23 protein-coding genes and 1 riboswitch are annotated in these 25,005 nt (G+C 55.6%); of the genes, 16 read left to right on the top strand and 7 right to left on the bottom strand.

Features of this window, described 5'->3' with window-relative positions; all coding sequences use genetic code 11:
• The first annotated feature begins 23 nt into the window (after positions 1 to 23).
• The gene (locus CWM66_RS04500) at positions 24 to 1,073 is read left to right on the top strand and encodes an NAD(P)-dependent alcohol dehydrogenase (protein WP_107146277.1); all 1,050 of its coding nucleotides are present in this window, start codon (positions 24 to 26) and stop codon (positions 1,071 to 1,073) included.
• A gap of 38 nt (positions 1,074 to 1,111) precedes the next feature.
• Positions 1,112 to 1,381 carry a hypothetical protein gene (locus tag CWM66_RS04495; RefSeq protein WP_079518185.1) on the top strand — a complete coding sequence of 90 codons (270 nt, stop codon included), beginning with the start codon at positions 1,112 to 1,114 and terminating at the stop codon, positions 1,379 to 1,381.
• 10 nt (positions 1,382 to 1,391) lie between these two features.
• Here CWM66_RS04495 and CWM66_RS04490 read toward each other — a convergent pair whose 3' ends face one another.
• Together CWM66_RS04490 and CWM66_RS04485 are read right to left on the bottom strand one after the other, a co-directional pair.
• A complete protein-coding gene (locus CWM66_RS04490; RefSeq protein WP_035885896.1) occupies positions 1,392 to 1,829 on the bottom strand; it encodes an NUDIX domain-containing protein in 438 nt (145 codons plus the stop codon).
• A 78-nt stretch (positions 1,830 to 1,907) separates the two neighbouring features.
• Positions 1,908 to 2,531: a glutathione S-transferase family protein gene (locus tag CWM66_RS04485; protein WP_007374055.1), complete on the bottom strand. Its 624-nt coding sequence runs from the start codon at positions 2,529 to 2,531 to the stop codon at positions 1,908 to 1,910.
• Positions 2,532 to 2,752: 221 nt separating this feature from the next.
• Positions 2,753 to 2,851: riboswitch (guanidine-I (ykkC/yxkD leader) on the top strand.
• A gap of 57 nt (positions 2,852 to 2,908) precedes the next feature.
• On the opposite strand from CWM66_RS04485, the gene CWM66_RS04480 reads away from it, so the two are divergent.
• The 10 genes from CWM66_RS04480 (at position 2,909) to CWM66_RS04435 (ending at position 15,072) form a co-directional block, all read left to right on the top strand.
• Positions 2,909 to 3,967, top strand: a complete 1,059-nt coding sequence (locus CWM66_RS04480; RefSeq protein ID WP_007374056.1) for a putative urea ABC transporter substrate-binding protein — start codon at positions 2,909 to 2,911, stop codon at positions 3,965 to 3,967.
• A gap of 18 nt (positions 3,968 to 3,985) precedes the next feature.
• The gene (locus CWM66_RS04475; RefSeq protein WP_007374057.1) at positions 3,986 to 4,801 is read left to right on the top strand and encodes an ABC transporter permease; all 816 of its coding nucleotides are present in this window, start codon (positions 3,986 to 3,988) and stop codon (positions 4,799 to 4,801) included.
• Complete coding sequence (locus tag CWM66_RS04470; RefSeq protein WP_007374058.1) at positions 4,798 to 5,574, top strand: ABC transporter ATP-binding protein; 777 nt, start codon at positions 4,798 to 4,800, stop codon at positions 5,572 to 5,574. Before CWM66_RS04475 ends, CWM66_RS04470 begins: the two co-directional genes overlap by 4 nt.
• 4 nt (positions 5,575 to 5,578) lie before the next feature.
• The gene (locus CWM66_RS04465) at positions 5,579 to 6,295 is read left to right on the top strand and encodes an urea amidolyase associated protein UAAP1 (protein ID WP_007374059.1); all 717 of its coding nucleotides are present in this window, start codon (positions 5,579 to 5,581) and stop codon (positions 6,293 to 6,295) included.
• A gap of 11 nt (positions 6,296 to 6,306) precedes the next feature.
• Complete coding sequence (locus CWM66_RS04460; protein WP_007374060.1) at positions 6,307 to 6,939, top strand: urea amidolyase associated protein UAAP2; 633 nt, start codon at positions 6,307 to 6,309, stop codon at positions 6,937 to 6,939.
• Positions 6,940 to 7,091: 152 nt separating this feature from the next.
• Positions 7,092 to 10,694, top strand: coding sequence for an urea carboxylase (uca, locus tag CWM66_RS04455; RefSeq protein WP_107146276.1), 3,603 nt, complete (start codon positions 7,092 to 7,094; stop codon positions 10,692 to 10,694).
• Entirely contained in the window at positions 10,691 to 12,490 is a 1,800-nt protein-coding gene (gene atzF / locus CWM66_RS04450; RefSeq protein ID WP_107146275.1) for an allophanate hydrolase, read from the top strand. Before uca ends, atzF begins: the two co-directional genes overlap by 4 nt.
• A 103-nt stretch (positions 12,491 to 12,593) precedes the next feature.
• Positions 12,594 to 12,977 carry a biofilm formation regulator BssR gene (locus CWM66_RS04445; protein WP_007374064.1) on the top strand — a complete coding sequence of 128 codons (384 nt, stop codon included), beginning with the start codon at positions 12,594 to 12,596 and terminating at the stop codon, positions 12,975 to 12,977.
• Positions 12,978 to 13,117: 140 nt separating this feature from the next.
• A complete protein-coding gene (locus tag CWM66_RS04440) occupies positions 13,118 to 14,224 on the top strand; it encodes a PQQ-dependent sugar dehydrogenase (protein WP_035885890.1) in 1,107 nt (368 codons plus the stop codon).
• A gap of 230 nt (positions 14,225 to 14,454) precedes the next feature.
• Positions 14,455 to 15,072: a protein phosphatase CheZ gene (locus CWM66_RS04435; protein WP_007374066.1), complete on the top strand. Its 618-nt coding sequence runs from the start codon at positions 14,455 to 14,457 to the stop codon at positions 15,070 to 15,072.
• Between the two features lie 309 nt (positions 15,073 to 15,381).
• On the opposite strand, the gene CWM66_RS04430 is transcribed toward CWM66_RS04435, so the two are convergent.
• Positions 15,382 to 16,287, bottom strand: a complete 906-nt coding sequence (locus CWM66_RS04430; protein WP_007374068.1) for a flagellin — start codon at positions 16,285 to 16,287, stop codon at positions 15,382 to 15,384.
• Between the two features lie 818 nt (positions 16,288 to 17,105).
• Here CWM66_RS04430 and CWM66_RS04425 point away from each other — a divergent pair.
• Positions 17,106 to 18,008, top strand: a complete 903-nt coding sequence (locus tag CWM66_RS04425; protein ID WP_007374070.1) for a LysR substrate-binding domain-containing protein — start codon at positions 17,106 to 17,108, stop codon at positions 18,006 to 18,008.
• 188 nt (positions 18,009 to 18,196) lie between these two features.
• Positions 18,197 to 18,655 (top strand): hypothetical protein, encoded by a 459-nt coding sequence (locus tag CWM66_RS04420; RefSeq protein ID WP_233218358.1) that lies wholly within the window; start codon positions 18,197 to 18,199, stop codon positions 18,653 to 18,655.
• Positions 18,656 to 18,698: 43 nt separating this feature from the next.
• On the opposite strand, the gene CWM66_RS04415 is transcribed toward CWM66_RS04420, so the two are convergent.
• Positions 18,699 to 19,328, bottom strand: a complete 630-nt coding sequence (locus CWM66_RS04415; protein WP_007374072.1) for a glutathione S-transferase family protein — start codon at positions 19,326 to 19,328, stop codon at positions 18,699 to 18,701.
• A 234-nt stretch (positions 19,329 to 19,562) separates the two neighbouring features.
• Here CWM66_RS04415 and dacC point away from each other — a divergent pair, with 234 nt between their 5' ends.
• Complete coding sequence (gene dacC, locus CWM66_RS04410; protein ID WP_007374073.1) at positions 19,563 to 20,765, top strand: serine-type D-Ala-D-Ala carboxypeptidase; 1,203 nt, start codon at positions 19,563 to 19,565, stop codon at positions 20,763 to 20,765.
• A gap of 30 nt (positions 20,766 to 20,795) precedes the next feature.
• Here dacC and deoR read toward each other — a convergent pair whose 3' ends face one another.
• A complete protein-coding gene (deoR, locus tag CWM66_RS04405; protein WP_107146274.1) occupies positions 20,796 to 21,554 on the bottom strand; it encodes a DNA-binding transcriptional repressor DeoR in 759 nt (252 codons plus the stop codon).
• A 65-nt stretch (positions 21,555 to 21,619) separates the two neighbouring features.
• The gene (ybjG, locus tag CWM66_RS04400) at positions 21,620 to 22,228 is read right to left on the bottom strand and encodes an undecaprenyl-diphosphate phosphatase (protein ID WP_007374075.1); all 609 of its coding nucleotides are present in this window, start codon (positions 22,226 to 22,228) and stop codon (positions 21,620 to 21,622) included.
• Positions 22,229 to 22,501: 273 nt separating this feature from the next.
• On the opposite strand from ybjG, the gene CWM66_RS04395 reads away from it, so the two are divergent.
• A complete protein-coding gene (locus tag CWM66_RS04395; RefSeq protein WP_107146273.1) occupies positions 22,502 to 23,734 on the top strand; it encodes an MFS transporter in 1,233 nt (410 codons plus the stop codon).
• A 23-nt stretch (positions 23,735 to 23,757) separates the two neighbouring features.
• Here CWM66_RS04395 and CWM66_RS04390 read toward each other — a convergent pair whose 3' ends face one another.
• Entirely contained in the window at positions 23,758 to 24,960 is a 1,203-nt protein-coding gene (locus tag CWM66_RS04390; RefSeq protein ID WP_107146272.1) for an MFS transporter, read from the bottom strand.
• Between the last annotated feature and the right edge of the window lie 45 nt (positions 24,961 to 25,005).

The raw sequence follows: 25,005 nt of genomic DNA, 5'->3' as shown, positions 1-25,005 counted from the left end.
ACGCCTGTTCTCATGGAGGCACTATGAAAATCAATGCATTAGTTGCACGCGATGCGGCTAACCCTCTGACTTCCGGCACGATTAATCTGCGCCCGCTGCAACAGCAGGACGTGAGTATCGAGATCCTTTACTGCGGCGTTTGCCACTCGGATCTGCACATGGCGCGTAACGAATGGGCGGTGAGTCGCTATCCGCTGGTGCCGGGGCATGAAATCGTCGGCCGCGTGGTGGCAACCGGCGCGGCGGTAACGAAATATCAACCTGGCGATATCGTTGGTGTCGGTGTGATGGTCGATTCCTGCCGTGAATGTCACTTCTGCAAACAGCAGGAAGAGCAGTATTGCGAAACGGGCTTTACCGCCACCTACAACGGCATCGATAAATATACCGGCGACAGTACCTGGGGCGGTTATGCGCAGCGCGTGGTTGTCGATCAGCACTTTGTCGTTTCTGTTCCGGAAAACTTGCCGTTGGCGGGCGTTGCGCCGCTGCTCTGCGCTGGGGTCACCGTCTGGTCGCCGCTGCGCCATTTCAACGTTAAAGCTGGCGATGCGGTGGGCGTCGTCGGCCTTGGTGGGCTGGGGCATATGGCGGTGAAACTGGCGAGCGCGATGGGCGCAGAAGTGACGCTGTTTACCACCTCGCCGGAGAAGGGCGCCGATGCCCGCCGTCTTGGAGCAACGCGCGTTGTCGTTTCCCGCGATGCCGCGCAGATGGCCGCCTGCCAGACCTCGCTGGATTTTATTCTTGACTGTGTTGCCGCACCGCATGATCTCGATCCATATCTGGCCACCTTAAAAACCAATGGCCGCCTGGTGCTGGTTGGCATTCCGGATCGGCCACACGCCGCGCCGGACATTACGCCCATGGTTTTTCGTCGCCTGAGCATCAGCGGTTCATCGATTGGCAGCATTCAGGAAACTCAGCAGATGCTGGACTTCTGCGGCGAACATAACATCACCGCTGATATCGAAATGATTAACGGTGAAGAGATTGAAATGGCGTTTGCCCGCATGCTGAAAGGCGAGGTGAAGTATCGCTTTGTTATCGATATGCAGGCCACGCGCTGGTAAAACCGTTCTAAGTGAGCAGCGCTGTAAAGGGAAAAACGATGCGGGCGGCAATTATTAAGGTTCTGGCGGGGCTGTTCTATGTGGCGATCGCCTTTTTTATCACCGGTGCCGTCAGGCCTGTCGATAGATTCTGGCTGTGGTCATCGGACAGGCTTTTTGATCTGCTCTGGCAGCACAAGATCCTTGCCGATACCTACGAATGGGGCATGGATCCGGCAAGCACTTTCATGCTGGTGCTGATTGTGTTGGTTATTGCCTGGGGCTTAGCGCGAGGTGTAAAAGGGGTGCGGACAATCCTCGGGCGCTGAACCCCGCGCTTCACCAGCCGTATTCTGAGTAGGGCTGCCCCGCGATAATCTGCTGAACCGCCTGCCGGACATACGGGATAGTGTTTTGCGGCAAATCCTCAATGGCCTGCCAGTGCATATCGCCGTGCTTGTCCGGCTCGGCAATGTGTGGTTCGCCTTCCCAGCGGGTGCAGGTAAAAAAATGCCCCATCCATGAGCGGTCTTCCGTGCGGACATGCATCGAATGGCTTAAGCGAAGATCCTGCGGGGCAATCAGCACGCCGCTCTCCTCTTTGGCTTCTCTGGCCGCTGCCGTCGCCAGCGTTTCATTCTCCTCCAGCCCACCGGCAGGCAGGCTGTACCAACCGTCCATCCAGCCCGTGCCGGTACGTTTCAACATGCAGATATGATTTTCTTTGCGCAGCAGGACAAAAACGGCAACCGACAGGCAGTATCTTCCTCGTTTCATCTTTTCACCAGGTTTGCAGAAAGCTGTATATAAATACAGTTTTCTGCCGTTTTCAAATCCTTTCGCTGCTCCGTTTTCCTATACCATCCCATTATTACCATGGCGCAAAAACGCCGGGCGCTGGTTCAGCCGCGCAAACCACGCGTCGATAGCCGGCACCTCCGGATGTTCAAACGGCGTCATTTTCCAGCGGTTCACCGACAGCCCCAGCACCACATCTGCCAGTGTAAAGGTATCGCCCGCGGCAAAGGCGCCGGTGCGTTGCAGTTGCTGCTCCAGAATGGAGATGCAGTGGTTCCACTCTTTGATACCCGCCTCAATGGCTTTTGGATCATTAAAGGCCGGGTTTTTGCGCGCCAGCGCGGGGAAGACATAGCGCCAGGCGTTGTTAAACTCGGTGGCTTGCCAGTCCATCCAGTGCTCCACAATGGCGCAGGCCTGCGGTTCGGCAGGTAACAGATCGCTGCGCCCCGTTTTACGCGCCAGATAGCGGCAAATCGAGTTCGATTCCCACAGCACAAACTCATCATCCAGCAGAACGGGCACCATGGCGTTCGGGTTCAGTGCGCGGAATGCGTCGGTCTCGGTCGAGGCAAAACCGCTGCCGTAATCTTCCTGTAAATAATCCAGCCCCGCTTCCTCGCAGGTCCACAACACTTTACGCACATTGATAGAAGAGGTTTTGCCAAGGATTTTGAGCATATATAAACATCCGTCTGCGTGATTAATCGTTTAAAAACAATACACCAGTCGAATGTATTCCCGCCACTTGCGCTGTAGCACCAGCGTGGTGCAGTGCCTTGTTGTGGCTCACCAAAACAGGGATAGCGTAACGCAACAAATCGCTAACGTTATGACGATAAAGCAAAAACAACCTGGCACAGCGCTTGCAAATGCGAGAGGGCAGTGCAACACACAATTTGAAAATAGCTGGCTAGGGTTCCGGTTCACTTCGGTGAATGTCTGGTCCAAGAGCTGGCGACCTCTGCGAGGTTACACGGCGGGACAAAAACCCGGGAGACAGCAGCACCAATGGGTGTCGCGCTGCTCCCTAACTTTGTGCCAATCAGAGGTCAAGAATGAAGAAATCTCCATTGTTCCGCTCTCTTGTGTTGTCGCTGGCGATGCTGGTCAGTCTCCCCACCTTTGCCGCCGTGAAAAAAGAGTTCAACGTCTGCTGGACCATTTACGCCGGATGGATGCCGTGGGGTACCATCAGCAGTAGCAAAATCATTGATAAATGGGCCAGCAAATACGGTATCAAGATCAATGTCGTGCAACTGAACGACTATATCGAATCCATCAACCAGTACACCGCTGGCCAGTTTGATGGCTGCACCATGACCAATATGGATGCGCTGACCATTCCGGCTGCGGGCGGCGTTGACAGTACGGCGCTGATCCTCGGCAGTTACTCCGAAGGCAACGACGGTGTCGTAATGAAAGGTGAGGGCAAAACCCTCAAAGATTTGAAAGGGATGAAAGTCTACCTGCCAGAACTCTCCGTTTCTCACTATCTGCTGGTGCGCGGGCTGGAAAAAGCCGGGCTGGCGGAGAAAGACGTCACCGTGGTGAACACCTCCGATGCGGATATTGTCTCGGCGTTTGGTACGCCAAATGTGCAGGCTGCCGTCGCCTGGAACCCGCAGCTCTCCGTGATTAAAGCCACGCCGAAAACCACCGAAGTCTTTAGCTCCTCGCAGGTGCCGGGCGAGTTGATCGACATGATGGTGGTCAACAGCGCCACCCTGAAAGATAACCCGGCGCTGGGTAAAGCGCTGACCGGCGCATGGTATGAAATGATGGGGCTGATGAAAGCGCAGGACGCCACGGCGCTTAATTCGATGGCCGCCGCTTCCGGTACCGATCTGGCTGGTTACAAGGCGCAACTGAAAACCACCCACCTGTTCTACACCCCGGCGGACAACATTGCTTTTGTGACGTCAGCGGAGCTGGCGAAAACCATGCAGCGCGTTGCGTCATTCTCCTTTGAAAAAGGCCTGCTCGGCGATGGTGCGCAGAGCGCGGATTTTATCGGTATGACCTTCCCCGGCAATGTTACGCAGGGCGATGCGAATAACGTGAAACTGCGCTTTGACGACAGCTTCGTGAAGATGGCCGCTGCCGGCAAGCTGTGATAACTGACGGAGTTCGCCATGCGACAAATTAATCGCCATCCCACCTCTGGCATGCGGACGCTGCTGATCCTGCTGCCTTTCGTCCTGCTGCTGGCCGCCTATTTTATGGGCTCAGCAGTACGGCTGGAGGCCAATCCACAGGACAAGCTGCTGCCCGGTCTGCAACAGATGCTGGATGCACTTTCACGGATGGCGTTTACCCCGGATAAGCGCAGCGGCGAATACCTGTTCTGGATGGACACGCTGGTGAGCCTCGGCCGCTTGCTGATGGGCCTTGCTATCGCCTCGGTGATTGGTCTGTGCATTGGCATCACCGCCGGCGTTTTCCCGCTGTGGCGGGCGTCGTTGTCGCCGCTGATGACGGTGCTGTCGATGATCCCGCCGCTGGCGATTTTACCGGTGTTGTTTATCGTTTTTGGCCTCGATGAGCTGTCGAAAGTGATGCTGATTGTCATTGGCATCACGCCGATGCTGGCCCGCGATCTGGAGCAGCGCGCCTGCGAAATCCCGGCGGAGATCCTGATCAAAGCGCAAACCCTCGGCGCCAATAGCTGGACGCTGGTGCTGCGGGTGGTGTTGCCGCAGTTGCTGTCGCGCCTGCTGATGTCGCTGCGTCTGCTACTGGGTTCGGCGTGGCTGTTTCTCATCTCGGCAGAGGCGATTTCCTCAACCGCCGGGCTGGGCTACCGCATTTTCCTTGTGCGTCGCTATATGGCGATGGACGTCATTATCCCGTACGTCTTGTGGATCACGTTGCTGGCGTGGCTGATGGATCTGGCGCTGCGTCAGTTACACAAAACCTGTTTTCCCTGGGCGGAAGGAGGGAAGGCATGAGCTTTATCACTATCGACAATATCTGGCAGGAGTACGGCGACCACGTGGTGCTGGAGCGCCTGAACTTGCAGGTGAAAGAGGGGGAGTTTTGCTCAATGGTCGGCGCGTCCGGCTGCGGCAAATCAACCTTTCTGCGCCTGCTGCTCGGCCAGGAAAAACCGAGCCGCGGCGTCATCACGCTGGAGGGAAAACCGCTGAGCGCCGAACCGGACAGCAGCCGTGGCGTGGTGTTTCAGCGCTACTCGGTGTTCCCGCACCTCACGGTGCTGGATAACGTCGCCATTGGCCTCGAACTGCCGCAATCTCCGTTTTTTGGGCGGTTCTTTGGCGCGAAAAAACGCGCCGCCCGCGAGCAGGCCAGAGAATTGCTGGAAAAAGTCGGTCTTGGCCACGCGCTGAAGAAATATCCGGCACAGCTCTCCGGCGGTATGCAACAGCGTTTAGCCATTGCTCAGGCTTTTATTATGCAACCGCGCGTCCTGCTGCTGGATGAGCCGTTTGGCGCGCTTGACCCCGGTATCCGTAAAGAGATGCATACGCTGCTGCTGCAACTGTGGAGTGAAACCCGCATGACGGTCTTTATGGTGACCCACGATCTTTCGGAAGGCTTCAACCTCGGCACCCGCCTGCTGGTGTTCGACAAGGTGCGTATTGATCCGCAGGCACCCAACGCTTACGGCGCACGCATCACCTATGACATCCCGCTCAACGAAACGCGGCTCTCCGCGATGAGCGGCGCGAAGCCCGATAACGTCTACGCATTAAGGAGATAATCCTGTGAATCCAACTTCTGTTCTTCGTGACGAGATCCTGCCTGGCGGCGGCCATCTCTCTTTTATCCTCAAACGCGGGCAGATCCTGCGCATGACCGACATCGAAGGCGGCGCAAACGTCAGCCTGATGATGCTCAACGCCCATGAAAAAAGTGAGCGCCTGAACCTGCCGGATACCCTGAAAGGCCAGCACACCGCGCGCCTGACGGCCGGGCACTGTTTCTACTCGGATATGGGGCGCGTGCTGGCGGGCATCACCGCTGATACCAGCGGCTGGCACGATCCCTTTGGCGGCGTACTGAACGCGGCCGAAGTGGCGGAAAAGTACGGCCAGGGGCGCTACCAGGAGCTGCGTAACGGCTTTTTCCGCAACGGTGCGGATAACCTGCTGGTGGAGATGGGCAAGTGGGATCTCAACCTCGAAGATCTGCTGATGGTGGTTAACTTCTTCAGCAAAGTGTCGGTTGATGACCACGGCCAGTTCACCTTCCACAGTGGCCATTCTCAGCCGGGAAGCTATGTTGAACTGTTTGCGCCGATGGATGTGCTGGTGGTGCTGACCGCGCTGCAACATCCGATGGACCCTTCCCGCGAGTATGCGCCGCGCCCGGTACAACTGAGCTGGCGGCAGGCCGACGATGAGCAGGCGATGATCAACGCCCTGCTGACGCGCCCGGAAAACAGCCGTGCCTTCACCAATACCCAACTTTTCGCCCTGTAAGGAGCCGCACGATGACAGTTGCCAGCGAAAAACAAGCCCAACATGCCGTTTTCCGCCATGTGATCCCGGCGGGTGAACCGTATCTGTTTGAAGTGAAAAAAGGTCAGACACTGCGTTTGCTGGATCTGGAAGGAAATCAGGCCATTGATACGCTGTTCTACAATGCGCAGAACCCGCGTGAACGCTACGATGCCCAGCGCACGCTGCGTCGGCAGAACAACGCCTATCTCACCAGCGGCAGCGTGCTGTACTCCAACCTTGGCAACCCGCTGCTGACCATTGTCGCCGATACCTGTGGCCGCCACGACACCCTTGGCGGCGCCTGCGCACAAGAGAGCAACACCGTGCGTTATGCGCTGGATAAACGGCACATGCACAGTTGCCGCGATAACTTCCTCTGCGCCTGCCTGCACGATGGCCGCCTGCAAAAGCGCGACATTGGCGCAAACATCAACTTCTTTATGAACGTGCCGGTAACGCCACAGGGTGGGCTGACGTTTGAAGATGGCATCTCCGCGCCGGGGAAATATGTTGAACTGCGCGCCGAGTGTGATGTGATTGTACTGATCTCTAACTGCCCACAGCTCAACAACCCGTGCAATGGCTGGAATCCGACGCCTGCGGAGGTGCTGGTATGGAATTGACGCCAACTCGCTGGCAGCGCCTGCGCCTGGCGCTTTACCACCTCTGCGCGGTACGCGCCGGACGCATCCTGCTGTAATCGCATTTTCCCCATGGACGACCATGCGGTGAGCCAATGTTCGGCGGGACGACCCGCCACGATTGAGTCTGACCTATGTTTACGAAACTCCTGATCGCCAACCGCGGGGCGATTGCCTGCCGCATCCTGCGCACCTTGCGTGCCATGCAGATTGGCGGCGTTGCCGTCTATTCCGATGCCGATATCAGCAGCCTGCACATCCGCGAGGCCGACGAAGCGATTAGCCTCGGCGATGGCCCGACAGCAGGCACCTATCTGGTGACGGAAAAAATCATTGCCGCCGCCCGCGAGAGCGGGGCACAGGCTATTCATCCCGGTTATGGTTTCCTCTCTGAAAACGCGGCCTTTGCCGAAGCTTGCGAAGCTGCAGGCATTGCCTTTGTTGGCCCGACGCCTGCGCAACTGCGCGTTTTCGGCCTGAAACATACCGCCCGCGCGCTGGCGAAAAAACAGGGTGTGCCAATGCTGGAAGGCACCGAACTGCTGGCGGATGTGGATGAAGCGCTGCGCGCCGCAGAAATCGTCGGTTACCCGGTGATGCTGAAAAGCACGGCGGGTGGCGGTGGTATTGGGATGCGCGTCTGCACGACGGCGGCTGAATTACACGACGCATTCGACGCGGTGGTGCGGCTGGGGAAAAACAACTTCAGCGACGCGGGGGTCTTTATTGAGAAGTACATCGCCCGCGCCCGCCATCTGGAAGTGCAGATCTTCGGCGATGGCGCAGGTGAGGTGATTGCCCTTGGCGTGCGCGATTGTTCCGTGCAGCGTCGTAACCAGAAAGTGCTGGAAGAGACGCCTGCGCCAAATCTGCCTGCGGGCATGGAAGAAGCGCTGTGCAGCGCGGCCGTTAAGCTCGGCAAAGCGGTCAACTACCGCAGCGCGGGCACGGTGGAGTTTGTCTACGACAGCGAAGCTAAACGGTTTTACTTCCTCGAAGTGAATACCCGTTTGCAGGTTGAGCACGGCGTGACCGAGCAGGTGTGGGGCGTCGATCTGGTAGGCTGGATGATTGCGCTCGCCGCCGGGGAACTGCCGCCGCTGGCGCAGCTTCGCGACAGCCTGACACCCAGCGGCCACGCGATTCAGGCGCGGGTTTATGCGGAAGATCCTGGCCGCCAGTTCCAGCCATCTCCCGGTTTACTGACTGACGTGGCATTTCCGACGGACGATCGCCGGACATTGCGTATCGATAGCTGGGTGGAATCCGGCTGTGAAGTGCCGCCGTTCTTCGACCCGATGCTGGCGAAAATCATCGCCTGGCAGCCCACGCGTGAGGCGGCGGTGCATGCGCTGCACGACGCGCTGGGCGCAACCCGTTTATACGGCGTGGAGACTAACCGCACCTATTTACAGCAGATCTTAACCTTTGCCCCGTTCGCCTGCGGTGAACCCTGGACGCGCTGCCTTGAAGGGCTGACGTATCAGGCGTATACGCTGGAGGTGCTGAGCGCCGGGACGCAAACCACCGTGCAGGATCACCCCGGGCGCGTGGGATACTGGGCGGTGGGTGTGCCGCCATCCGGCCCGATGGACAGCCGCGCGCTGCGTCTTGGCAACCGTCTGCTGGGCAATGATGACAACGCGGCGGCACTGGAGATCACTCTGAGCGGCCCGACGCTGAAATTTAACTGCGATGCACAGGCGGTTGTCACCGGGGCGGATATTGCGCTAACGCTCGATGGCGAGCCGCTGGCGATGAACTGTATCTTCACGCTGCGGGCGGGGATGACGTTGCACATCGGTGACATCAGCGGTGACGGTGTGCGCAGCTACCTCTGCCTGCGCGGGGGATTGCAGGTACCAGAATACCTGGGCAGCAAAAGCACCTTCACGCTGGGGCAGTTTGGCGGCCATGCCGGGCGCGCGCTGCGTACCGGCGACGTGCTGCATCTGGCGCCGTTAACGGCACCATGCCGCGAAACGGCGCTACCGCAGGTGTTGCATACGCCGCTTTCCCCGGTGCGTGAGCTGCGGGTGATTTATGGCCCGCACGGCGCGCCGGAGTACTTCACCCCGGCGTATATGGCGACCTTTTTGGCGACCGACTGGGAAGTGCATTTCAACTCCAGCCGCACCGGCGTGCGCCTGATCGGCCCGAAACCGGAGTGGGTGCGCGACAGCGGCGGCGAAGCCGGGCTGCATCCCTCCAATATTCACGACAACCCGTATGCCATCGGTGCGGTGGATTTTACCGGCGACATGCCGGTGATTCTCGGCCCGGACGGCCCGAGCCTCGGCGGTTTTGTCTGTCCGGTGACCATTATCGAAGCGGATTTACCGGCCGTCGGCCAACTGAAAGCGGGCGATAAAGTGCGTTTTATCCCGGTGGATATCGCCACTGCGCGCCGTCTGGCGCAGGCGCAGGAAGCGCAAATCGCCAGCCTCACACCGCAGGAGGTGGTATGGCAACCCGTGGCGTTGGCTTCGCCGATCGTCCTGAACTGCGGCGAGGCGGATAAGCGCCTGGTGGCGCGGCTTTCCGGCGATACGCATCTGCTGCTGGAGATCGGCGAGCCGGAGCTGGATCTGGTGCTGCGTTTTCGCGCCCACGCCTTAATGCAGGCGCTGGAAGCCCTGGCGCTGCCGGGGGTTATCGATCTGACGCCGGGCATTCGCTCGCTGCAAATTCACTACCAGCCGGAAGCGCTGGGGCTGGCGCAACTGCTGGAGACGGTGGCCGGGTTGTGGCAGGGCGTGTGTGAGCGCCAGGATCTGGATGTGCCGTCGCGCATTGTCTGGCTGCCACTCTCGTGGGACGACCCGGCGTGCCAGAAAGCCATCGACAAATATATGACCACCGTGCGCCGCGATGCGCCGTGGTGCCCGAGCAACCTGGAATTTATCCGCCGCATTAACGATCTGGCGAATATCGATGAAGTCTATAAAACGGTATTTGACGCCAGCTATCTGGTGATGGGGCTGGGCGATGTCTACCTTGGCGCGCCGGTGGCGACACCGCTCGATCCGCGCCACCGACTGGTGACCACCAAGTACAACCCGGCGCGCACCTGGACGGCGGAAAACTCGGTCGGCATTGGCGGCGCGTACCTTTGCGTGTATGGCATGGAAGGGCCGGGCGGCTACCAGTTTGTCGGGCGGACACTGCAAATGTGGAATCGTTACCATACCGTGGCGGATTTTGCCGGTAAGCCATGGCTGCTGCGCTTCTTCGATCAGATCCGTTTTTATCCGGTGTCTGCCGATGAATTGTTAACCATTCGTCGCGACTTCCCGCTCGGGCGTTATCCGCTGCGCATTGAGCACACCACGCTGAAGCTGGCGGAGTATCAGCAGTTTCTCGCCGATGAAGCGCAAAGTATTGCTGCTTTCCGTGCGCAACAGCAGGGCGCTTTCGCCGCCGAACGCGATCGCTGGATCGCCAGCGGCCAGGCGCATTTCGACAGCAGTGAAGCGCTGGCGGAAGAGGGCGAAGATGCACCGTTACAGCCGGGGCAACAGGGCATCGACAGCCCGATCTCCGGCAACTTGTGGCAGGTGAATGTCACGCCGGGCAGCCAGGTTCGCGCAGGCGATGTGCTGGTGGTGCTGGAGTCGATGAAGATGGAGATCCCGCTGCTTGCCGCCCACGATGGTGTGGTAAGCCAGGTGCGCGTGCAGCCGGGCAGTTCGGTGCGTGCAGGTCAATGTGTGGTGGTTCTGGAGAAAACAGCATGATGCAGCCATTTGATTTACGCCTTGATGTTCTGGCGCAGTCTTACCGCGACGGCCATTTAACGCCGCGCGACGTGATAGCGACGCTGCGCACGCGGGCGCTGGCGTTGAATCCGGAATTCAACACCTTTATTTATCTTCTCAGCGCGGCGGAACTGGAACCGTATCTGGCGGCGCTGGACAACGTGCCGCCTCAGTCGCTGCCGCTGTATGGCGTGCCGTTCGCCATCAAAGACAATATCGATCTGGCTGGCATTCCGACCACCGCCGCCTGCCCGGCATTTGCGTATACCGCAGAACAGGATGCTACCATCGTTGCGCAACTGATTGCGCTGGGCGCGGTGCCGCTGGGTAAAACCAATCTCGATCAGTTTGCCACCGGGCTGAACGGCACGCGTTCACCGTATGGTGCCTGCCGTAACAGCGTGCATGCCGATTATCCGGCAGGTGGCTCCAGTGCCGGATCGTCGCTGGCGGTGGCGCTTGGGCTGGCAAGTTTTGCGCTCGGCACGGATACCGCAGGCAGCGGGCGTGTTCCGGCGTCGCTCAATAATCTGGTTGGCCTGAAAGCGACCAAAGGGTTGATCTCCACGGCGGGTGTGGTACCGGCCTGTCGCACGCTCGATTGCGTGACCTTTTTTACCGCTACCGCCGCCGAAGCCAGCCGTTTACTGGCGCTAACGGCAGTGAAAGACGTGCGCGATGCCTACAGCCGCAGTAACCCGGCGTGGAACGGCGCGCAGGCCTTTGGCGCGCCGCAGCCGGGTTTCCGTTTTGGCGTCCCGGCTACGCTGGAATTCCTCGGCTGCGCAGAGAGTGAGGCGCTGTTTTATGCGGCAAAAGCGCGGCTGGAGTCGCTTGGCGGCGTGCCGGTGACGCTTGATTTCGCCCCGTTTCTTGCCGCTGCGCGCCTGCTGTATGAAGGGCCGTGGGTGGCGGAGCGCTACCACGTCGTCGGGCCGCTGATTGAAAAACAGCCAGATGCGGTGCTGCCGGTGATCAAGGCGGTGCTGAGTAAAGCGCCTTCCACCGATGCGGTGGCGACCTTTGATGCACAATACCGCTTACAGGCCTACAAAGCGCAGTGCGACGCTCTGCTTACCGGTCTGGACTGCGTCCTGACGCCGACCTATCCTCGCCCGGTGACGCTGGCGGAGCTGGCTGATGAACCGGTAAAACGCAATGCCGATCTCGGTTACTACACCAATTTTATGAACCTGCTGGATTACGCCGCTGTTGCGGTGCCAAACGGCATGATGGCCAACGGCCTGCCTTCCGGCGTTACGCTGTTTGGCCGCGCGTTTACCGATCAGTATCTGCTGGGCCTTGCCGATGCGATGCAGCGCAACGCAGCGCTGGCCTTGCCCGGTGGGCGGAAAATGGCGGCTGCCGTTCCGGTAAATACCGCGAGCCACGATCGGCTGGCGCTGGTGGTGTGTGGCGCGCATCTGGACGGGCTGGCGCTTAATGGGCAGTTGCGTCAGCGGGGCGCGACTCTACTTAGCGCCACCCGCAGCGCGCCGCGTTATCGGTTATATGCGCTGGCAGACGGTAAACGGCCAGGCATGGTGCGCGATGAGCAGCAAGGTACGGCGATCGACGTGGAAGTGTGGGAACTGCCGCACAGCGAAGTCGGCTCTTTCCTTGCTGGTATTCCGGCGCCGCTTGGGTTGGGTAAAGTCGAGCTGGAAGATGGTCGCTGGTTGAGCGGATTCATTTGTGAAAATTATGGCTTGCAGGGGGCGCAGGAGATCACGTCTTACGGAGGATGGCGCGCCTGGCTGGCTTCCGGTTTGTAAAGGATTGTCAATATCGATTAATTATTGACCGCGTGCATGATTTTGTGCAAATAGCAGCCATACTATTAACTTACCCCATTGGCTGACAAGGGAGGAAATATGTATGAGCTTTGATGAACTTGTTCGTCGCTTGTTGACGAAGTTGACTGCTGCCAGAGCGGACCTTGCGGCCTACACCCAGATGAGGAAGGCAAAAGGTTATATGTCGGTCAGCGAAAACGATCGTCTGCGTGAACGTCTGTTTGCCCTGGCGCTTGAGATTCGTGATAAAGGAGAACGGCTGAATGAAATGCCGGATCGCGAATCGCGGGGTGCGTTGTACCGCGCCGAAGAGGCGCTCTCTTCAGCGGCGGTTTGCCTGATGAGCGGGCGACAGGATTGCCCAACGTATATCTCTGTGAATGCCGACAAACTCGAACGTTCACTGAATGTGCTTGATCATGCCATTCTCTACCTTAACGAGCATTCACCGCTCGAAGAGGCCTAAGCTTAAGGGGGAGGGAACTCCCCCTTCTTGTCTGTCCGTTTTCTTTCATGCCGAATGTATAAATTCTGTAAACCTGCGTTTCATTTCTGCGCCCCGGTCTACCCTTTACTCTGCGAAGCTGCTGAATAAAGGAGAGCCCGATGCGCCGTCTTCCCCTGTTGCTGCTGTTTCTTTCCGTCCCGGTATGGGCTGAGCCCGCGGCGGTGAAGGTTGATGTTCTGCAAGGCAAACTTGATCACCCCTGGTCGCTGGCATTTTTGCCCGATAATCACGGCATGCTAATTACTTTGCGCGGCGGGCAACTGCGTTTGTGGCAGGCCGGTAAGGGGCTTTCCGATCCGATAAGCGGTGTGCCGAAAGTGTGGGCGCACGGGCAGGGCGGCTTGCTGGATGTGGTGCTGGCGCCTGATTTCGCCCAGTCGCGCCGGGTGTGGTTAAGCTATGCGGAAGCGGACAAAGAGGGCAAAGCCGGTACAGCAGTCGGTTATGGCCGCCTGAGCGAGGATTTCACCCGTCTGGAGGCGTTTCAGACGGTGTTCCGCCAGCAGCCGAAACTCTCAACCGGCAACCACTTTGGTGGTCGGCTGGTGTTTGACGGCAAAGGCTATCTGTGGATTGCGCTGGGTGAGAACAACCAGCGCCCGACGGCGCAGGATCTGGAGAAATTGCAGGGCAAACTGGTACGGCTGACCGATCAGGGGAAAGTGCCGGATGATAACCCGTTTGTCAGCCGCAAAGATGCCCGTCCGGAGATCTGGGCATATGGCATTCGTAACCCGCAAGGAATGGCGATAAACCCGTGGAGCAATGCCCTGTGGTGGCACGAACATGGCCCGCGCGGCGGTGATGAAATTAATATTGCGCAAAAAGGCAAAAATTATGGCTGGCCAATTGCTACCTGGGGCATTAACTATAGCGGGCTGAAAATCCCCGAGGCGAAGGGGCAGATTGTGCCTGGCACCGAACAGCCGATCTTCTACTGGCAGAAATCTCCGGCGATAAGCGGCATGGCATTCTATAACGCCGACACGTTCCCGCAGTGGAAAAACAAACTCTTTATTGGCGCGCTTAAAGATGAAGATGTCATCGTGATGAGTGTTAATGGCGACAAAATCACGGAAGATGGCCGCATTCTTACCGATCGTAAACAGCGTATCCGCGATGTGCGCGTGGGGCCGGATGGTTACCTTTACGTGCTGACGGATTCATCGGACGGCGAGCTGTGGAAAGTGCGTCCGGCTTCGTGAAGAGGGGGAATGGATTCCCTTTTTCGCTTTTTCCTGGTTAAAACGCAGTATTAGATAATAACTATATTACGGTGTTCTATAATGTTTGCCTTTTATATTTATTAAAATAAACCTTTACGCCTTTCTCTATTTATATAGCGGTTGGCTATCTTGCGCCTTTTATTTAAGTGTGTGGATAAAGTGCCGATAACTGAATATCCGAGAAAAGATGGCGTAAAGGAGAGGTAATAATGAATGTGCATACTGTTCCGCATACGGCAACCGATATTTATGAATTGATTGCCCGCATTGGTAATGTGACCCGGATGTTAAGAACCAGCCTGCGTGAGCTGGGGCATGATATTACTATTGCTGAAATCGCCCACTCTATTCCCGATGCGCGCAGCCGTTTGCAATATGTTGTCGATTTGACGGCGCAGGCCTCCGGTAAAACGCTTAATTTGATTGAGCAGACGCAGCCGTTGCAGGAGCGGCTCAGCAAAGAAGCCAGCCAGCTACTGTCACAATGGGATGGTATTAAAGAGAGCGATGGCATTGACGGTATGATGGCGCTTGCCCGCGCAACGCGCGGCTGGCTTGGCGCGGTGCCGCTTTGTACCGATGCCACCAAAAACTATCTGCGCGATATTATGCTGGCGCAGGATTTTCCGGATACCACCGCGCGCATTATTGTGCGCATGATGGCGCTGCTGGAGAATTTAGAAAAACAATTCCTCGCGGTCTTATTAGACAGCGTACCGCAGGAAAGCCGGGCGACGCTGACCAGAGAGAAAGAACACGCCGCACATTTACCTGCGGCTTCCACACAAGATGATATTGATGAGTTACTGGATAGCCTTGGTCTGTAATCAGTAATTGTTCTGCATTATGAAAACCCTCAGGTGATGTAAAAGCTGTTTTACTTGCTGTTATTTATTCTGGATGCAATGGTTCATTGCATCCTTTTTTTATTTCTGCGGGATAATAACTTTGTGCACAGGAGCATAATAAAACAGGCGAAAAAAATCCCGCAATGCCATCTAACATTGCGGGATAAAAATATTTCTCAATAGACAGTTATGCTGAATCACCCGCCCTCATGGCAAAGCGGGGATGTATTACCTGAAATAACGTTTAAAACGATCCGCTATGAAGGAGGGTAACGGACCTTAGCCTGCTTAACGCAGCAGCGACAACATGGTTTGCGGAACCTGGTTCGCCTGCGCCAGTACCGAGCTGCCAGCCTGTTGCAGGATCTGCGCACGTGACATGTTGGAAACTTCCGTCGCGTAATCGGAATCCTGAATACGGCTGCGCGCGGCAGAGAGATTGTTGGTGGTGTTATTCAGGTTAGAGATGGTGGATTCAAAACGGTTTTGGGAAGCACCCAGCAGGCTGCGCTCGCTGTCCACCGCTTTGATGGCGGTATCCAGATCCGCCAGCGGGTTACCGTTTGTGCCGCCGGTAGCATCAACCACGCCCTGCAATACATCGAAGCCGTGCGCGTCAGTGGCACGCGCGCTGCCGTTGACAATTTGCCCGGTGGTGGAAGCCGTTGCGCCGGTGGTGCTGTAGAGGTTGAAGGCATCGCTGCTGCTGACGGTGATGCTGATGGTTTCGCCATCTTTCGCGCCAACCTGGAAGTTATACACGCTGTCGCCGGAACCGGTGTTCAGCACTTTCAGACCGTTGAAGTCCGTCTGAGTGGTGATGCGGTTGATCTCTTCCATGCGCTGGTTGACTTCGGCCTGAATGGAGTCAACGTCAGACGCGGAGTTGGAACCGTTTTGCGCCTGTACAGTCAGGTCACGAATACGTTGCAGGTTGTTGTTGACTTCGCTCAGTGCGCCTTCAGTGGTTTGCGCCAGTGAGATCCCGTCATTGGCGTTACGTGCGGCAACAGACAGGCCATTAATATTTGATGTAAAGCGGTTTGCAATTGCCTGACCAGCAGCATCATCTTTTGCGCTATTAATACGCAGACCGGATGACAGGCGTTCAATGGAGGTGCCCAATGAAGATTGCGATTTGCTCAGGTTATTTTGGGTCGTTAAAGACAAGGTGTTGGTATTAATAACAGCCATTTTATTTCTCCAGGAATATAGAATTAATCTATTAGTGTTGCCCTGATAATATCGCCGGGCTTCAATCATATCGGATGGGATTAATAAAACTTTAAATTTAAATGGAGAATATTTTTATTTTATAAATATCACTGTTCAACATAATGATTTTATAGCTAATAGGTAATTTGAATATATTAATTATGACAACGGTTAATTCTATTTGCAGATCTTCTATAGGCCATTGCAATTATAATTTTACCTAAGAGATGAAATATTGATTAGTCTGCGTTTAATTTAATGTAGTATTGCTTAACAATCAATTAAGCAACGATTATGATTTTATTGTTTGTTTATGCGGAGAGCGGGAGACACACTATAAATTAGCTTTTCTTAACTGTTCGATGCTGTTAGTCTCATATTTGAATATGCGTTCTGCTATCAGAATTCTCTGCTTAAAAGAAATCGGTGGGTAACTTTCTCCGTTCTTGTTGTTCATTAATGTGATGATTATAAAACAGGTGAAATAGTAGTCATAAAAGCACCACTAAAAGCAAATTTTCTATTTTTACATCGTTACATCCTATTGTGATTTTGACGATATAAATTACCGATTAAAGTTTTTACTTCTGTCATCGATTATTGATGCGTGTAAATTTGGGGTTTTGTATAAAACAAATAATTGATGAAAAGTGCTTTTGTGGTCCTTAAATTAAATTACGCATAAGAATTTACTTAAATGCCATCGGCAGGTTGTTTGTGTCGCTGGAAACATAAAAGACCTTATGCTCTGTAGTGTTTTGTTCTTTATTTTTTCTACACACGGGAGAGTTGACAATATGAGAACCCAGGATTTGGAATATTTTGTATCGTTGGTGCAACATATGAATTTCCAGAAAGCTGCCGAGGCGTGTGATGTTTCACAACCGACCCTCAGCATACAAATCAAGAAGCTGGAGGAAGAGCTGGGCATCCCTCTGCTGCACCGCAAAGGTAAAGGCTTTAGCCTGTCGCCAACCGGCCTGCATCTATTGCCGGTGATCGAAAATATTCTCCGTGAAGTTCATAACCTTCAGGAAATGGCGCGCTGGCTACGTTTTCAGCCGGTTGGTGTTATTAATATCGGCATTACCCCGACGCTGGGTTCTTACATTCATGACGATTTATTTAGCGTATTTAAAGAGAAATTTCCCGATAATGAAATCAAGCTGCATGAGGTCAATGAAGATAATCTATTGAGCATGCTGGATAAAGGGCAATTGCAACTGGGTTTGCTGATTGGCCCGATTGATAACGATCGTTTTTTCGAAGCCCAACTTTATGAAGAGCAATTTGTTCTGGGGGTGAATATCAGCCATCCGTTATCCAGCTATGAAGCTATTGAGCTCAAAGATTTGAAGAAGCATAAACTCATTATGACCAAGTCGATGCCAGAACATTTACAGCTTGAGCCAGGTAGTGAGGAGATTCTCAATCATGCGCGCAGTATTTCAAACGATCTGGAAACCATCAGATATATGGTGAGAAATTCTGATAATGTTTCTTTCTTTCCGAAATTGTCAACGCTTGGAAATGAGCAAAGCAGCATCAAATATATCAATATTAAGGATAATAATTTATCCCGCAAAGTATTTTTGATGATGCGCACGGGCGATATCATGAAAGAGAAATATTACAGTTTCGGCAATGATGTCGCAGGCAGGATTAGTGCCCGGCTTCGCCCTGTGCGCCAGGGAGTGTAACGATTGTTTTTCTGCGCACCAACGTGCGTTTAAATTTGAGGAGCAACACGTTGAGATGCAAACGTTTAAAAACGGCATAGCGTTTGTTTCTCAGCAATGCTGCTCTGTTTTCCGCACCCTTTAACATCGCATTTAGAAAAATATTCAGCTACCGCCATGAGTTTTGTATATTACTTTATGAGATTGAGATGATGGATATTGAAGTCACTGCACAGTTGGATCTTTCGTTAGAACGGGCAAGTTTTCTCAAAAAACGTTCGCAGTTATTTTTGGCTGTCGCCAGAACATCTGCGTTGTCAGATAACGCGGGCGATGAATTCGATGACGCATTGAGTGATGATCATGCTGCAGCTATTTCCGGTATGGGGCTCGGCGAAGAAGTCAATCTGGTGCTGGAGAGTTTACATAATATTGAGTTTGCGATGACGAAACTTGAGGCGATTGATAATGGCGAGCTTGTCGATGCGGACATCACGGTCTGCTGGCAGGATGCGATTGCCTTGCTGGATGAAGCCGAAGAAGTGCTGGAAGAGTGCTGCGGCATTGATCCGGTGCATTATGCCAGCGAGGAAATCGAATGGGATGAGAGCAACTTGTTCAAAGAAGATGAAGCACTATTTGCAGATGACGAAGGCGGCGAAGAGTAGGGCGCGGGGTTTACCGGGCTTCCCTGCCCGGTAACGTCGGGTATCAGGTTACCGGAATCATCACGGTTATGCGGAACCCCGGACGCTCGCACAGTTGCGCGTACCAGCGTTGCAGATTGGCGCGTGGCGCCCAGCTTAAGCCGGGAATCGCAAACAGGTTGTAGATAAACGGACCAACGGCGATATCGCTGCAGCCAAAAGTTTCGCCGGAAAACCAGCTCTGTTTTGCCAGCGCGTTATCGAGAATATCCAGCATTCCTTCGAGCGATTGTATTGCGGCAGCAATCGCGGCGTTATCCCGCTGCTCTGGCGGCGTGCGTACCAGCCCAATCATCACCTGGGAATATTTCGGCGCCAGGGTGCCAATCGTCCAGTCCATCCATTTTTCCCCTTCCGCACGCGCGGCGGGAGTTTCAATCCACAGGCGGTCCTGCCCGTACTGGGCGGCAAGATAACGCACGATAGTGTTTGATTCCCACAGCACAACGCCGGTTTCATCGTCGCGCAGCAGCGGCACCAGCCCGTTCGGATTCATCGCCAGATATTCGGCATCGTGATTCAGGCCAAATTGCCCGCCCGCCAGAATGTGCTCGTACGGCAACTCCAGTTCTTCCAGCAGCCAGCGAACTTTTTTGACATTAGTTGAGTTATTCCTGCCCCATAGCGTTATCATTTTTACCCCTTTGAAGTGGATCTCTGTCTGGGGATTTATGGTGGGGGAAAGTTAACGTTCTGGCAACGACTTAGAAAAAGATCGCACAAAGTGAGCGCAACACCCTGTTATTGCATAAACTTTAATAACTTTACTCACCGACGGTTTTTTTCGCTCCGTTTGTGCGCTATTACTCACCGTTTGTTGCGGCACGTGTTGTGACGTTTGTTTGAATGGATACTCGGGTGGCCATATATGACGCATTTCTCTTTATCCCTTCGCGGCCTGGCTGCGGGCTCCGCGCTGTTATTTCTCTTTTCTCCTTCACTCTATGCGGTTGAACAAAACCCGGCGGCGCCGCCGGTTGACGCCCGCGCATGGATCCTGATGGATTACGCCAGCGGTAAAGTGCTGGCGGAAGGTAATGCCGACGAGAAACTCGATCCCGCCAGCCTCACCAAACTGATGACCAGCTACGTGGTTGGTCAGGCATTGAAAGCCGGAAAAATTCACCTCACCGATACGGTAACCGTCGGTAAAGATGCCTGGGCGACCGGCAACCCGGTACTGCGCGGCTCCTCGCTGATGTTCCTGAAACCGGGCGATCAGGTGTCGGTCGCGGATTTGAATAAAGGGGTCATTATTCAGTCCGGCAACGATGCCAGCATCGCCATTGCCGACTATGTTGCCGGGAGCCAGGATTCATTCGTCAGCCTGATGAACAGCTACTCGCAGAAACTGGGGCTGACCAATACCACCTTTAAAACCGTGCACGGGCTGGATGCGCCGGGCCAGTTCAGTACTGCGCGCGATATGGCGCTGCTCGGCAAAGCCTTAATTCATGATGTGCCCGATGAGTACGCCATTCACAAGGAAAAAGAGTTCACCTTTAATAAGATCCGCCAGCCGAACCGTAACCGGCTGCTGTGGAACACCAGTATGAACGTGGACGGCATGAAAACCGGTACGACCGACGGCGCCGGTTACAACCTGGTGGCGTCCGCGACGCAGGGCGATATGCGCCTGATCTCGGTGGTGCTGGGCGCGAAAACCGACCGCATCCGCTTTAATGAATCCGAGAAACTGCTCAACTGGGGCTTCCGCTTCTTCGATACCGTAACGCCAATCAAACCTGATGCCACTTTTGTCACGCAGCGCGTCTGGTTTGGCGACAGCAGCGAAGCGAAGCTCGGCGCAGGCGAGGCGGGCTCGATCACTATCCCGAAAGGGCAGCTTAATAATTTGAAAGCGAGCTACACGCTGACGCAGCCGGAATTGCAAGCGCCGCTGAGCAAAGGCCAGGTGGTGGGGACGATCGATTTTCAGCTGAACGGTAAAACCATAGAACAGCGTCCTCTGGTGGTGATGGAAGCGGTGCAAGAGGCCGGGTTTATCGGCCGGATGTGGGATTTTGTTCTGCTGAAATTCCACCAGTGGTTTGGCGGCTGGTTCTCCTGACGTTAACAGGCCGTGCCCCGGCGGGCACGGTCAGTACATCAATGTGATTTGCTGCTGTTTTGCGAACTGCACCAGGCTGTCATCGGGACAGCAGTCGCTGGCAATCACGTCAAACTGGTTGAGCGCGCCCATGCAGGCCGGGCGCACTTTACCGAATTTGCTGTGATCCACCACCAGCACATGGTATTGCGCACTCTCCATTGCCCAGTGTTTCACTGGCAACTCTTCGAGATTAAAACAGGTCGCGCCCTGCTGCACATGCACGCCTGCCGCCGAATAGAAGGCGATATCCGGGCACAGATTTTTCAGCGTCTCATTAAAATTCAGCGGTTTGAAAATCGCGTTGCTGGCATGGAATTCGCCACCGCAGAGGATCGCGCGGCACTGCGGTTTTTCCTGTAAAGCCAGAAAAGTGTTCAGAGAGTAGCAAACGCCGATAAACGGCAAATCGTCAGGAATGGCATCAATCACCCACGGCATGGTGGTGCCGCAATCGAAGAAGGCCATCTGATGCGCGCGCAACAGCGCGGCAGCATGCTTTGCGGCGCGGCGTTTCTCTTCGACCAGCCGGGTTTTTTGATCGCTTAACAGATAGTGGCTGGCCGCGCGCGGTTCCAGCACGATATAACCGCCCAGCAGAACCACCGGAGCGCTGTTGGCGCTGAGATCGCGGCGAATGGTCATCTCTGAAACGCCAAGCAGCGTTGCCGCCTCTTTCAGATGCAGCTTGTCACTGTGCCTGAGCGCCGTCAGCAGCTGGCTAATCCGTTCGTCACGTCTTGTTTCCATATTTCCCCTGAATAAAAGAAAGCCCTGCATTGAGCAGGGCGTTCATCTTACCTTTGGCGCTGGGCTTAGTCACGCACCCAGCCACGGCGAATCAGCGTTGCGAAGCAGAACCGATAAATCTGCTGAATGATACGGTAGAGCGTGGGACCAAAACCCTGCCACAGGATTTGCGCGCTCAGGCAGCCGCTGATACCGACTAACAGCGCGCCGAACATGTCCAGCGGCCAGTGGACGCCGAGATAGACGCGGGACCAGGCGATCGTCAGACCAACCGCCATCAGCACGGCGCCCGACCACAGGCGGTGCCAGGCGAGGAACGCCACGGCAAAAGTAAAGATGACCGTACCGTGGTCGCTCGGGAAAGAACTGTCCGGTGCATGCGGCAGGAAGTTATAGCCGACATGATCGGCAAAGGGACGATCGTGCGGCAAGAAGTGGCCTAATAACAGTGAGATGCACATGCTGACTACGATCGCCATTGACACTTTAATCACCAACTGACGCTGGGCGCTAACCTGATGGCGCGGACCCCACAGCCAAAGGCCCACCGCCAGCAGCGGCACAATACTGATGAGATCGCTGGCGCTAAATTCGGCCAGCGCAATTAACCAGTGGGGGGAGTCGGGCGTTGCGTTAATCCAGTAGAACAGCGTGTAGTTGAGGCTCTCTAGCATAGGTTTGTTACTCTTTGATTAAACGACCACATTTGCGCGAAAGCGCCCACCTTAAAAGTGCGTCGGCAAACGGTAAAGGGGTTTTATCTTACTCCCAGGAGAGTTAGACGATTCTTAAACAAAACTGTAATAATGCGCACGCTACGCCCAGGCAATTAAGAAAACCTTAATTTGCCGAAAAGCGCTAAATTTAGGCAACGGCTGCAAATTCGCTATCACAGCCGGACAGCTTTTATTACACTCTGCGCGATTTTTCATAGATGAAGAGACAGCATGCAAAACCATTCCTTATCTGGCCAACGTCTGGGACGACGGGCGCTACTATTTCCCCTCTGCCTGGTGCTTTACGAATTCTCGACCTATATCGGCAACGACATGATCCAACCCGGCATGCTGGCGGTGGTGGAGCAGTACAACGCCGGGATCGAATGGGTGCCAACGTCCATGACCGCTTACCTGGCGGGCGGCATGTTTTTACAGTGGTTACTCGGGCCGCTGTCGGATCGCATTGGCCGCCGTCCGGTGATGCTGACCGGCGTGGTGTGGTTCATTTTGACCTGCCTTGCCACGCTGCTGGCGCAAAATATCGAACAATTCACGCTGCTGCGTTTTTTACAGGGCATTAGCCTGTGCTTTATTGGTGCGGTGGGCTACGCCGCGATTCAGGAATCCTTTGAAGAGGCCGTGTGTATCAAAATTACCGCGCTGATGGCCAACGTGGCGTTGATTGCGCCGCTGCTTGGCCCGCTGGTGGGTGCGGCCTGGGTGCACGCCGCGCCGTGGCAGGGGATGTTTGTGCTGTTCGCGGCGCTGGCGGCGTTCTCCTTTTTTGGTCTGCAAAAGGCGATGCCGGAAACGGCGACCCGCATTGGCGAGCCGCTCTCACTGAAGGCGTTGTGGCGCGATTATGCTGAAGTCATGAAAAACCTGCGTTTTGTCGCCGGCGCGCTGGCGACGGGGTTTGTCAGCCTGCCGTTACTGGCGTGGATCGCCCAGTCGCCGATCATCATCATTAGCGGTGAGCAACTCAGCAGCTATCAGTACGGGCTGTTGCAGGTGCCGGTTTTCGGCGCGTTGATTCTCGGTAACCTGGCGCTGGCGCGTCTGACGTCGCGGCGCACCGTACGGGCGCTGATCATTATGGGCGGCTGGCCGATTGCTGCTGGTCTGCTGCTGGCGGCAGTCGCGACGCTGGTCTCTTCTCATGCTTATTTGTGGATGACTGCCGGGTTGAGCCTCTACGCTTTTGGCATTGGGCTGGCGAATGCCGGGCTGGTACGGCTGACGCTGTTCGCCAGCGAAATGAGTAAGGGCACGGTGTCGGCGGCGATGGGTATGTTGCAAATGTTCATCTTTACCGTCGGTATCGAAATCAGCAAACATGCCTGGCTGGCGGGCGGCAATGGTCTGTTCAGCCTCTTCAACCTGGCAAATGGCGTGTTGTGGATCGGCCTGATGGTGGTGTTTCTGCGCGATAAACGCGTGGGGAATTCGCTGGAAGTTTAAGGCGGCAGTGCGCCGCCTTGCTGTTAACAGGTTTCCGCTTGTGCTTCCGGAACCGGTTTTGCCACGGCGCGAGCGACCAGCGCGGCAATCAGCATCAGACTGAGTACCACCAGCATGGCGCTGCGCAGGCCGTAGTGCTCGCCGAGAAAACCGAGCAGCGGCGGGCCGACGAGAAAGGCCAGGTAACCGGTGGTCGCTACCACGCTAACGCGGGTAGGGGCGTCCGGGCCGGTATCGCTGGCGGCTGAGATGGTCAGCGGGAAGCCAAGCGACGCGCCAAGCCCCCACAAAATCACCGACACGCCTGCCACCCAGGCGCTGTCGACAAAGATAATCAAACCAATCCCCAGCGCGCCCATTAATGCGCTGGCGCGAACCACCGCAACGCGGCTGTAGCGGTCGATAAACCAGCAGCCGGTAAAACGGCCAACGGTCATACCGAGGGTGAAACCGGCATAGATCAGTGAGCCGGAAGTGGGGCTAAAACCGTGACCGTCCACCATCAACAGCGGCAACCAGTCGTTGGCGGAGCCTTCCGCAAACGCCATCGCCAGCACCACTACGCCAATCAGCAATAATTGGCTATCGCGCCAGAAGGGGATTCCCTTCTTCCCTTGCGCGTTCTCTTCTGCGGAGTTTTTGCCGGTGCCATCCGGAATAGCAGCAATCGCCAGGATAATCGGCACAATCGCCACCAGCGCCGCCAGCAGAATATGCACATTGGCGGTGAGGCCGAGTGCGGTTAGCGTCATGCCGATCCCTGCGCCGACCAGCGTGCCGAAACTGTAAAAACCGTGCATCATCGGCAGCACGGTTTTATTCATTTCACGTTCAACCACCGCGCCTTCAATATTCATCGCCACTTCGCCCGCGCCGAGGCTACCGCCGAACACGGCCAGCCCGAGGGCAAACAGCAGCGGTGAAGCGACCCACAACGCGAGGCTGAGGATCATCATGCCGAGCACGGAAAAGGACATGCTGGCGCGGATCACTTTGCGCGCGCCGAAGCGTTTAACCAGCCACGCGGAAGAGAGAATGCCGCTCATCGAACCGATCGACAGGCCAAACAGCACGCCGCCCATTTCCGCCGTCGAGACGGACAAAATATCGCGGATTGCAGGCGTACGCGTTGCCCAGGAGGCCATCAGTAATCCGGGCAGAAAAAAGAAAGTAAACAGCGCCCATAGACGGTTGCGCAGGGCATTGCGGGAGGCAATTACGGTCATAACTTCACGTCGGAAAATGAAAAGGTGAGACAACACTAGCAAGGA

Origin of the sequence: Kosakonia sp. H7A (assembly GCF_003028445.1) — a bacterium.
GTDB lineage: Bacteria > Pseudomonadota > Gammaproteobacteria > Enterobacterales > Enterobacteriaceae > Kosakonia > Kosakonia radicincitans.
Note: the sequence above shows the minus strand (reverse complement) of the source record. Positions and strands in the feature narration are given on the sequence as shown.

What these genes read in the sequence shown, in the direction of transcription:
- CWM66_RS04500 (WP_107146277.1), top strand. Translation starts at nt 24, where the DNA reads ATGAAAATCAATGCATTAGTTGCACGCGATGCGGCTAACCCTCTGACT.
- CWM66_RS04495 (WP_079518185.1), top strand. Translation starts at nt 1,112, where the DNA reads ATGCGGGCGGCAATTATTAAGGTTCTGGCGGGGCTGTTCTATGTGGCG.
- CWM66_RS04490 (WP_035885896.1), bottom strand. Translation starts at nt 1,829, where the DNA reads ATGAAACGAGGAAGATACTGCCTGTCGGTTGCCGTTTTTGTCCTGCTG.
- CWM66_RS04485 (WP_007374055.1), bottom strand. Translation starts at nt 2,531, where the DNA reads ATGCTCAAAATCCTTGGCAAAACCTCTTCTATCAATGTGCGTAAAGTG.
- CWM66_RS04480 (WP_007374056.1), top strand. Translation starts at nt 2,909, where the DNA reads ATGAAGAAATCTCCATTGTTCCGCTCTCTTGTGTTGTCGCTGGCGATG.
- CWM66_RS04475 (WP_007374057.1), top strand. Translation starts at nt 3,986, where the DNA reads ATGCGACAAATTAATCGCCATCCCACCTCTGGCATGCGGACGCTGCTG.
- CWM66_RS04470 (WP_007374058.1), top strand. Translation starts at nt 4,798, where the DNA reads ATGAGCTTTATCACTATCGACAATATCTGGCAGGAGTACGGCGACCAC.
- CWM66_RS04460 (WP_007374060.1), top strand. Translation starts at nt 6,307, where the DNA reads ATGACAGTTGCCAGCGAAAAACAAGCCCAACATGCCGTTTTCCGCCAT.
- uca (WP_107146276.1), top strand. Translation starts at nt 7,092, where the DNA reads ATGTTTACGAAACTCCTGATCGCCAACCGCGGGGCGATTGCCTGCCGC.
- atzF (WP_107146275.1), top strand. Translation starts at nt 10,691, where the DNA reads ATGATGCAGCCATTTGATTTACGCCTTGATGTTCTGGCGCAGTCTTAC.
- CWM66_RS04445 (WP_007374064.1), top strand. Translation starts at nt 12,594, where the DNA reads ATGAGCTTTGATGAACTTGTTCGTCGCTTGTTGACGAAGTTGACTGCT.
- CWM66_RS04440 (WP_035885890.1), top strand. Translation starts at nt 13,118, where the DNA reads ATGCGCCGTCTTCCCCTGTTGCTGCTGTTTCTTTCCGTCCCGGTATGG.
- CWM66_RS04435 (WP_007374066.1), top strand. Translation starts at nt 14,455, where the DNA reads ATGAATGTGCATACTGTTCCGCATACGGCAACCGATATTTATGAATTG.
- CWM66_RS04430 (WP_007374068.1), bottom strand. Translation starts at nt 16,287, where the DNA reads ATGGCTGTTATTAATACCAACACCTTGTCTTTAACGACCCAAAATAAC.
- CWM66_RS04425 (WP_007374070.1), top strand. Translation starts at nt 17,106, where the DNA reads ATGAGAACCCAGGATTTGGAATATTTTGTATCGTTGGTGCAACATATG.
- CWM66_RS04420 (WP_233218358.1), top strand. Translation starts at nt 18,197, where the DNA reads ATGATGGATATTGAAGTCACTGCACAGTTGGATCTTTCGTTAGAACGG.
- CWM66_RS04415 (WP_007374072.1), bottom strand. Translation starts at nt 19,328, where the DNA reads ATGATAACGCTATGGGGCAGGAATAACTCAACTAATGTCAAAAAAGTT.
- dacC (WP_007374073.1), top strand. Translation starts at nt 19,563, where the DNA reads ATGACGCATTTCTCTTTATCCCTTCGCGGCCTGGCTGCGGGCTCCGCG.
- deoR (WP_107146274.1), bottom strand. Translation starts at nt 21,554, where the DNA reads ATGGAAACAAGACGTGACGAACGGATTAGCCAGCTGCTGACGGCGCTC.
- ybjG (WP_007374075.1), bottom strand. Translation starts at nt 22,228, where the DNA reads ATGCTAGAGAGCCTCAACTACACGCTGTTCTACTGGATTAACGCAACG.
- CWM66_RS04395 (WP_107146273.1), top strand. Translation starts at nt 22,502, where the DNA reads ATGCAAAACCATTCCTTATCTGGCCAACGTCTGGGACGACGGGCGCTA.
- CWM66_RS04390 (WP_107146272.1), bottom strand. Translation starts at nt 24,960, where the DNA reads ATGACCGTAATTGCCTCCCGCAATGCCCTGCGCAACCGTCTATGGGCG.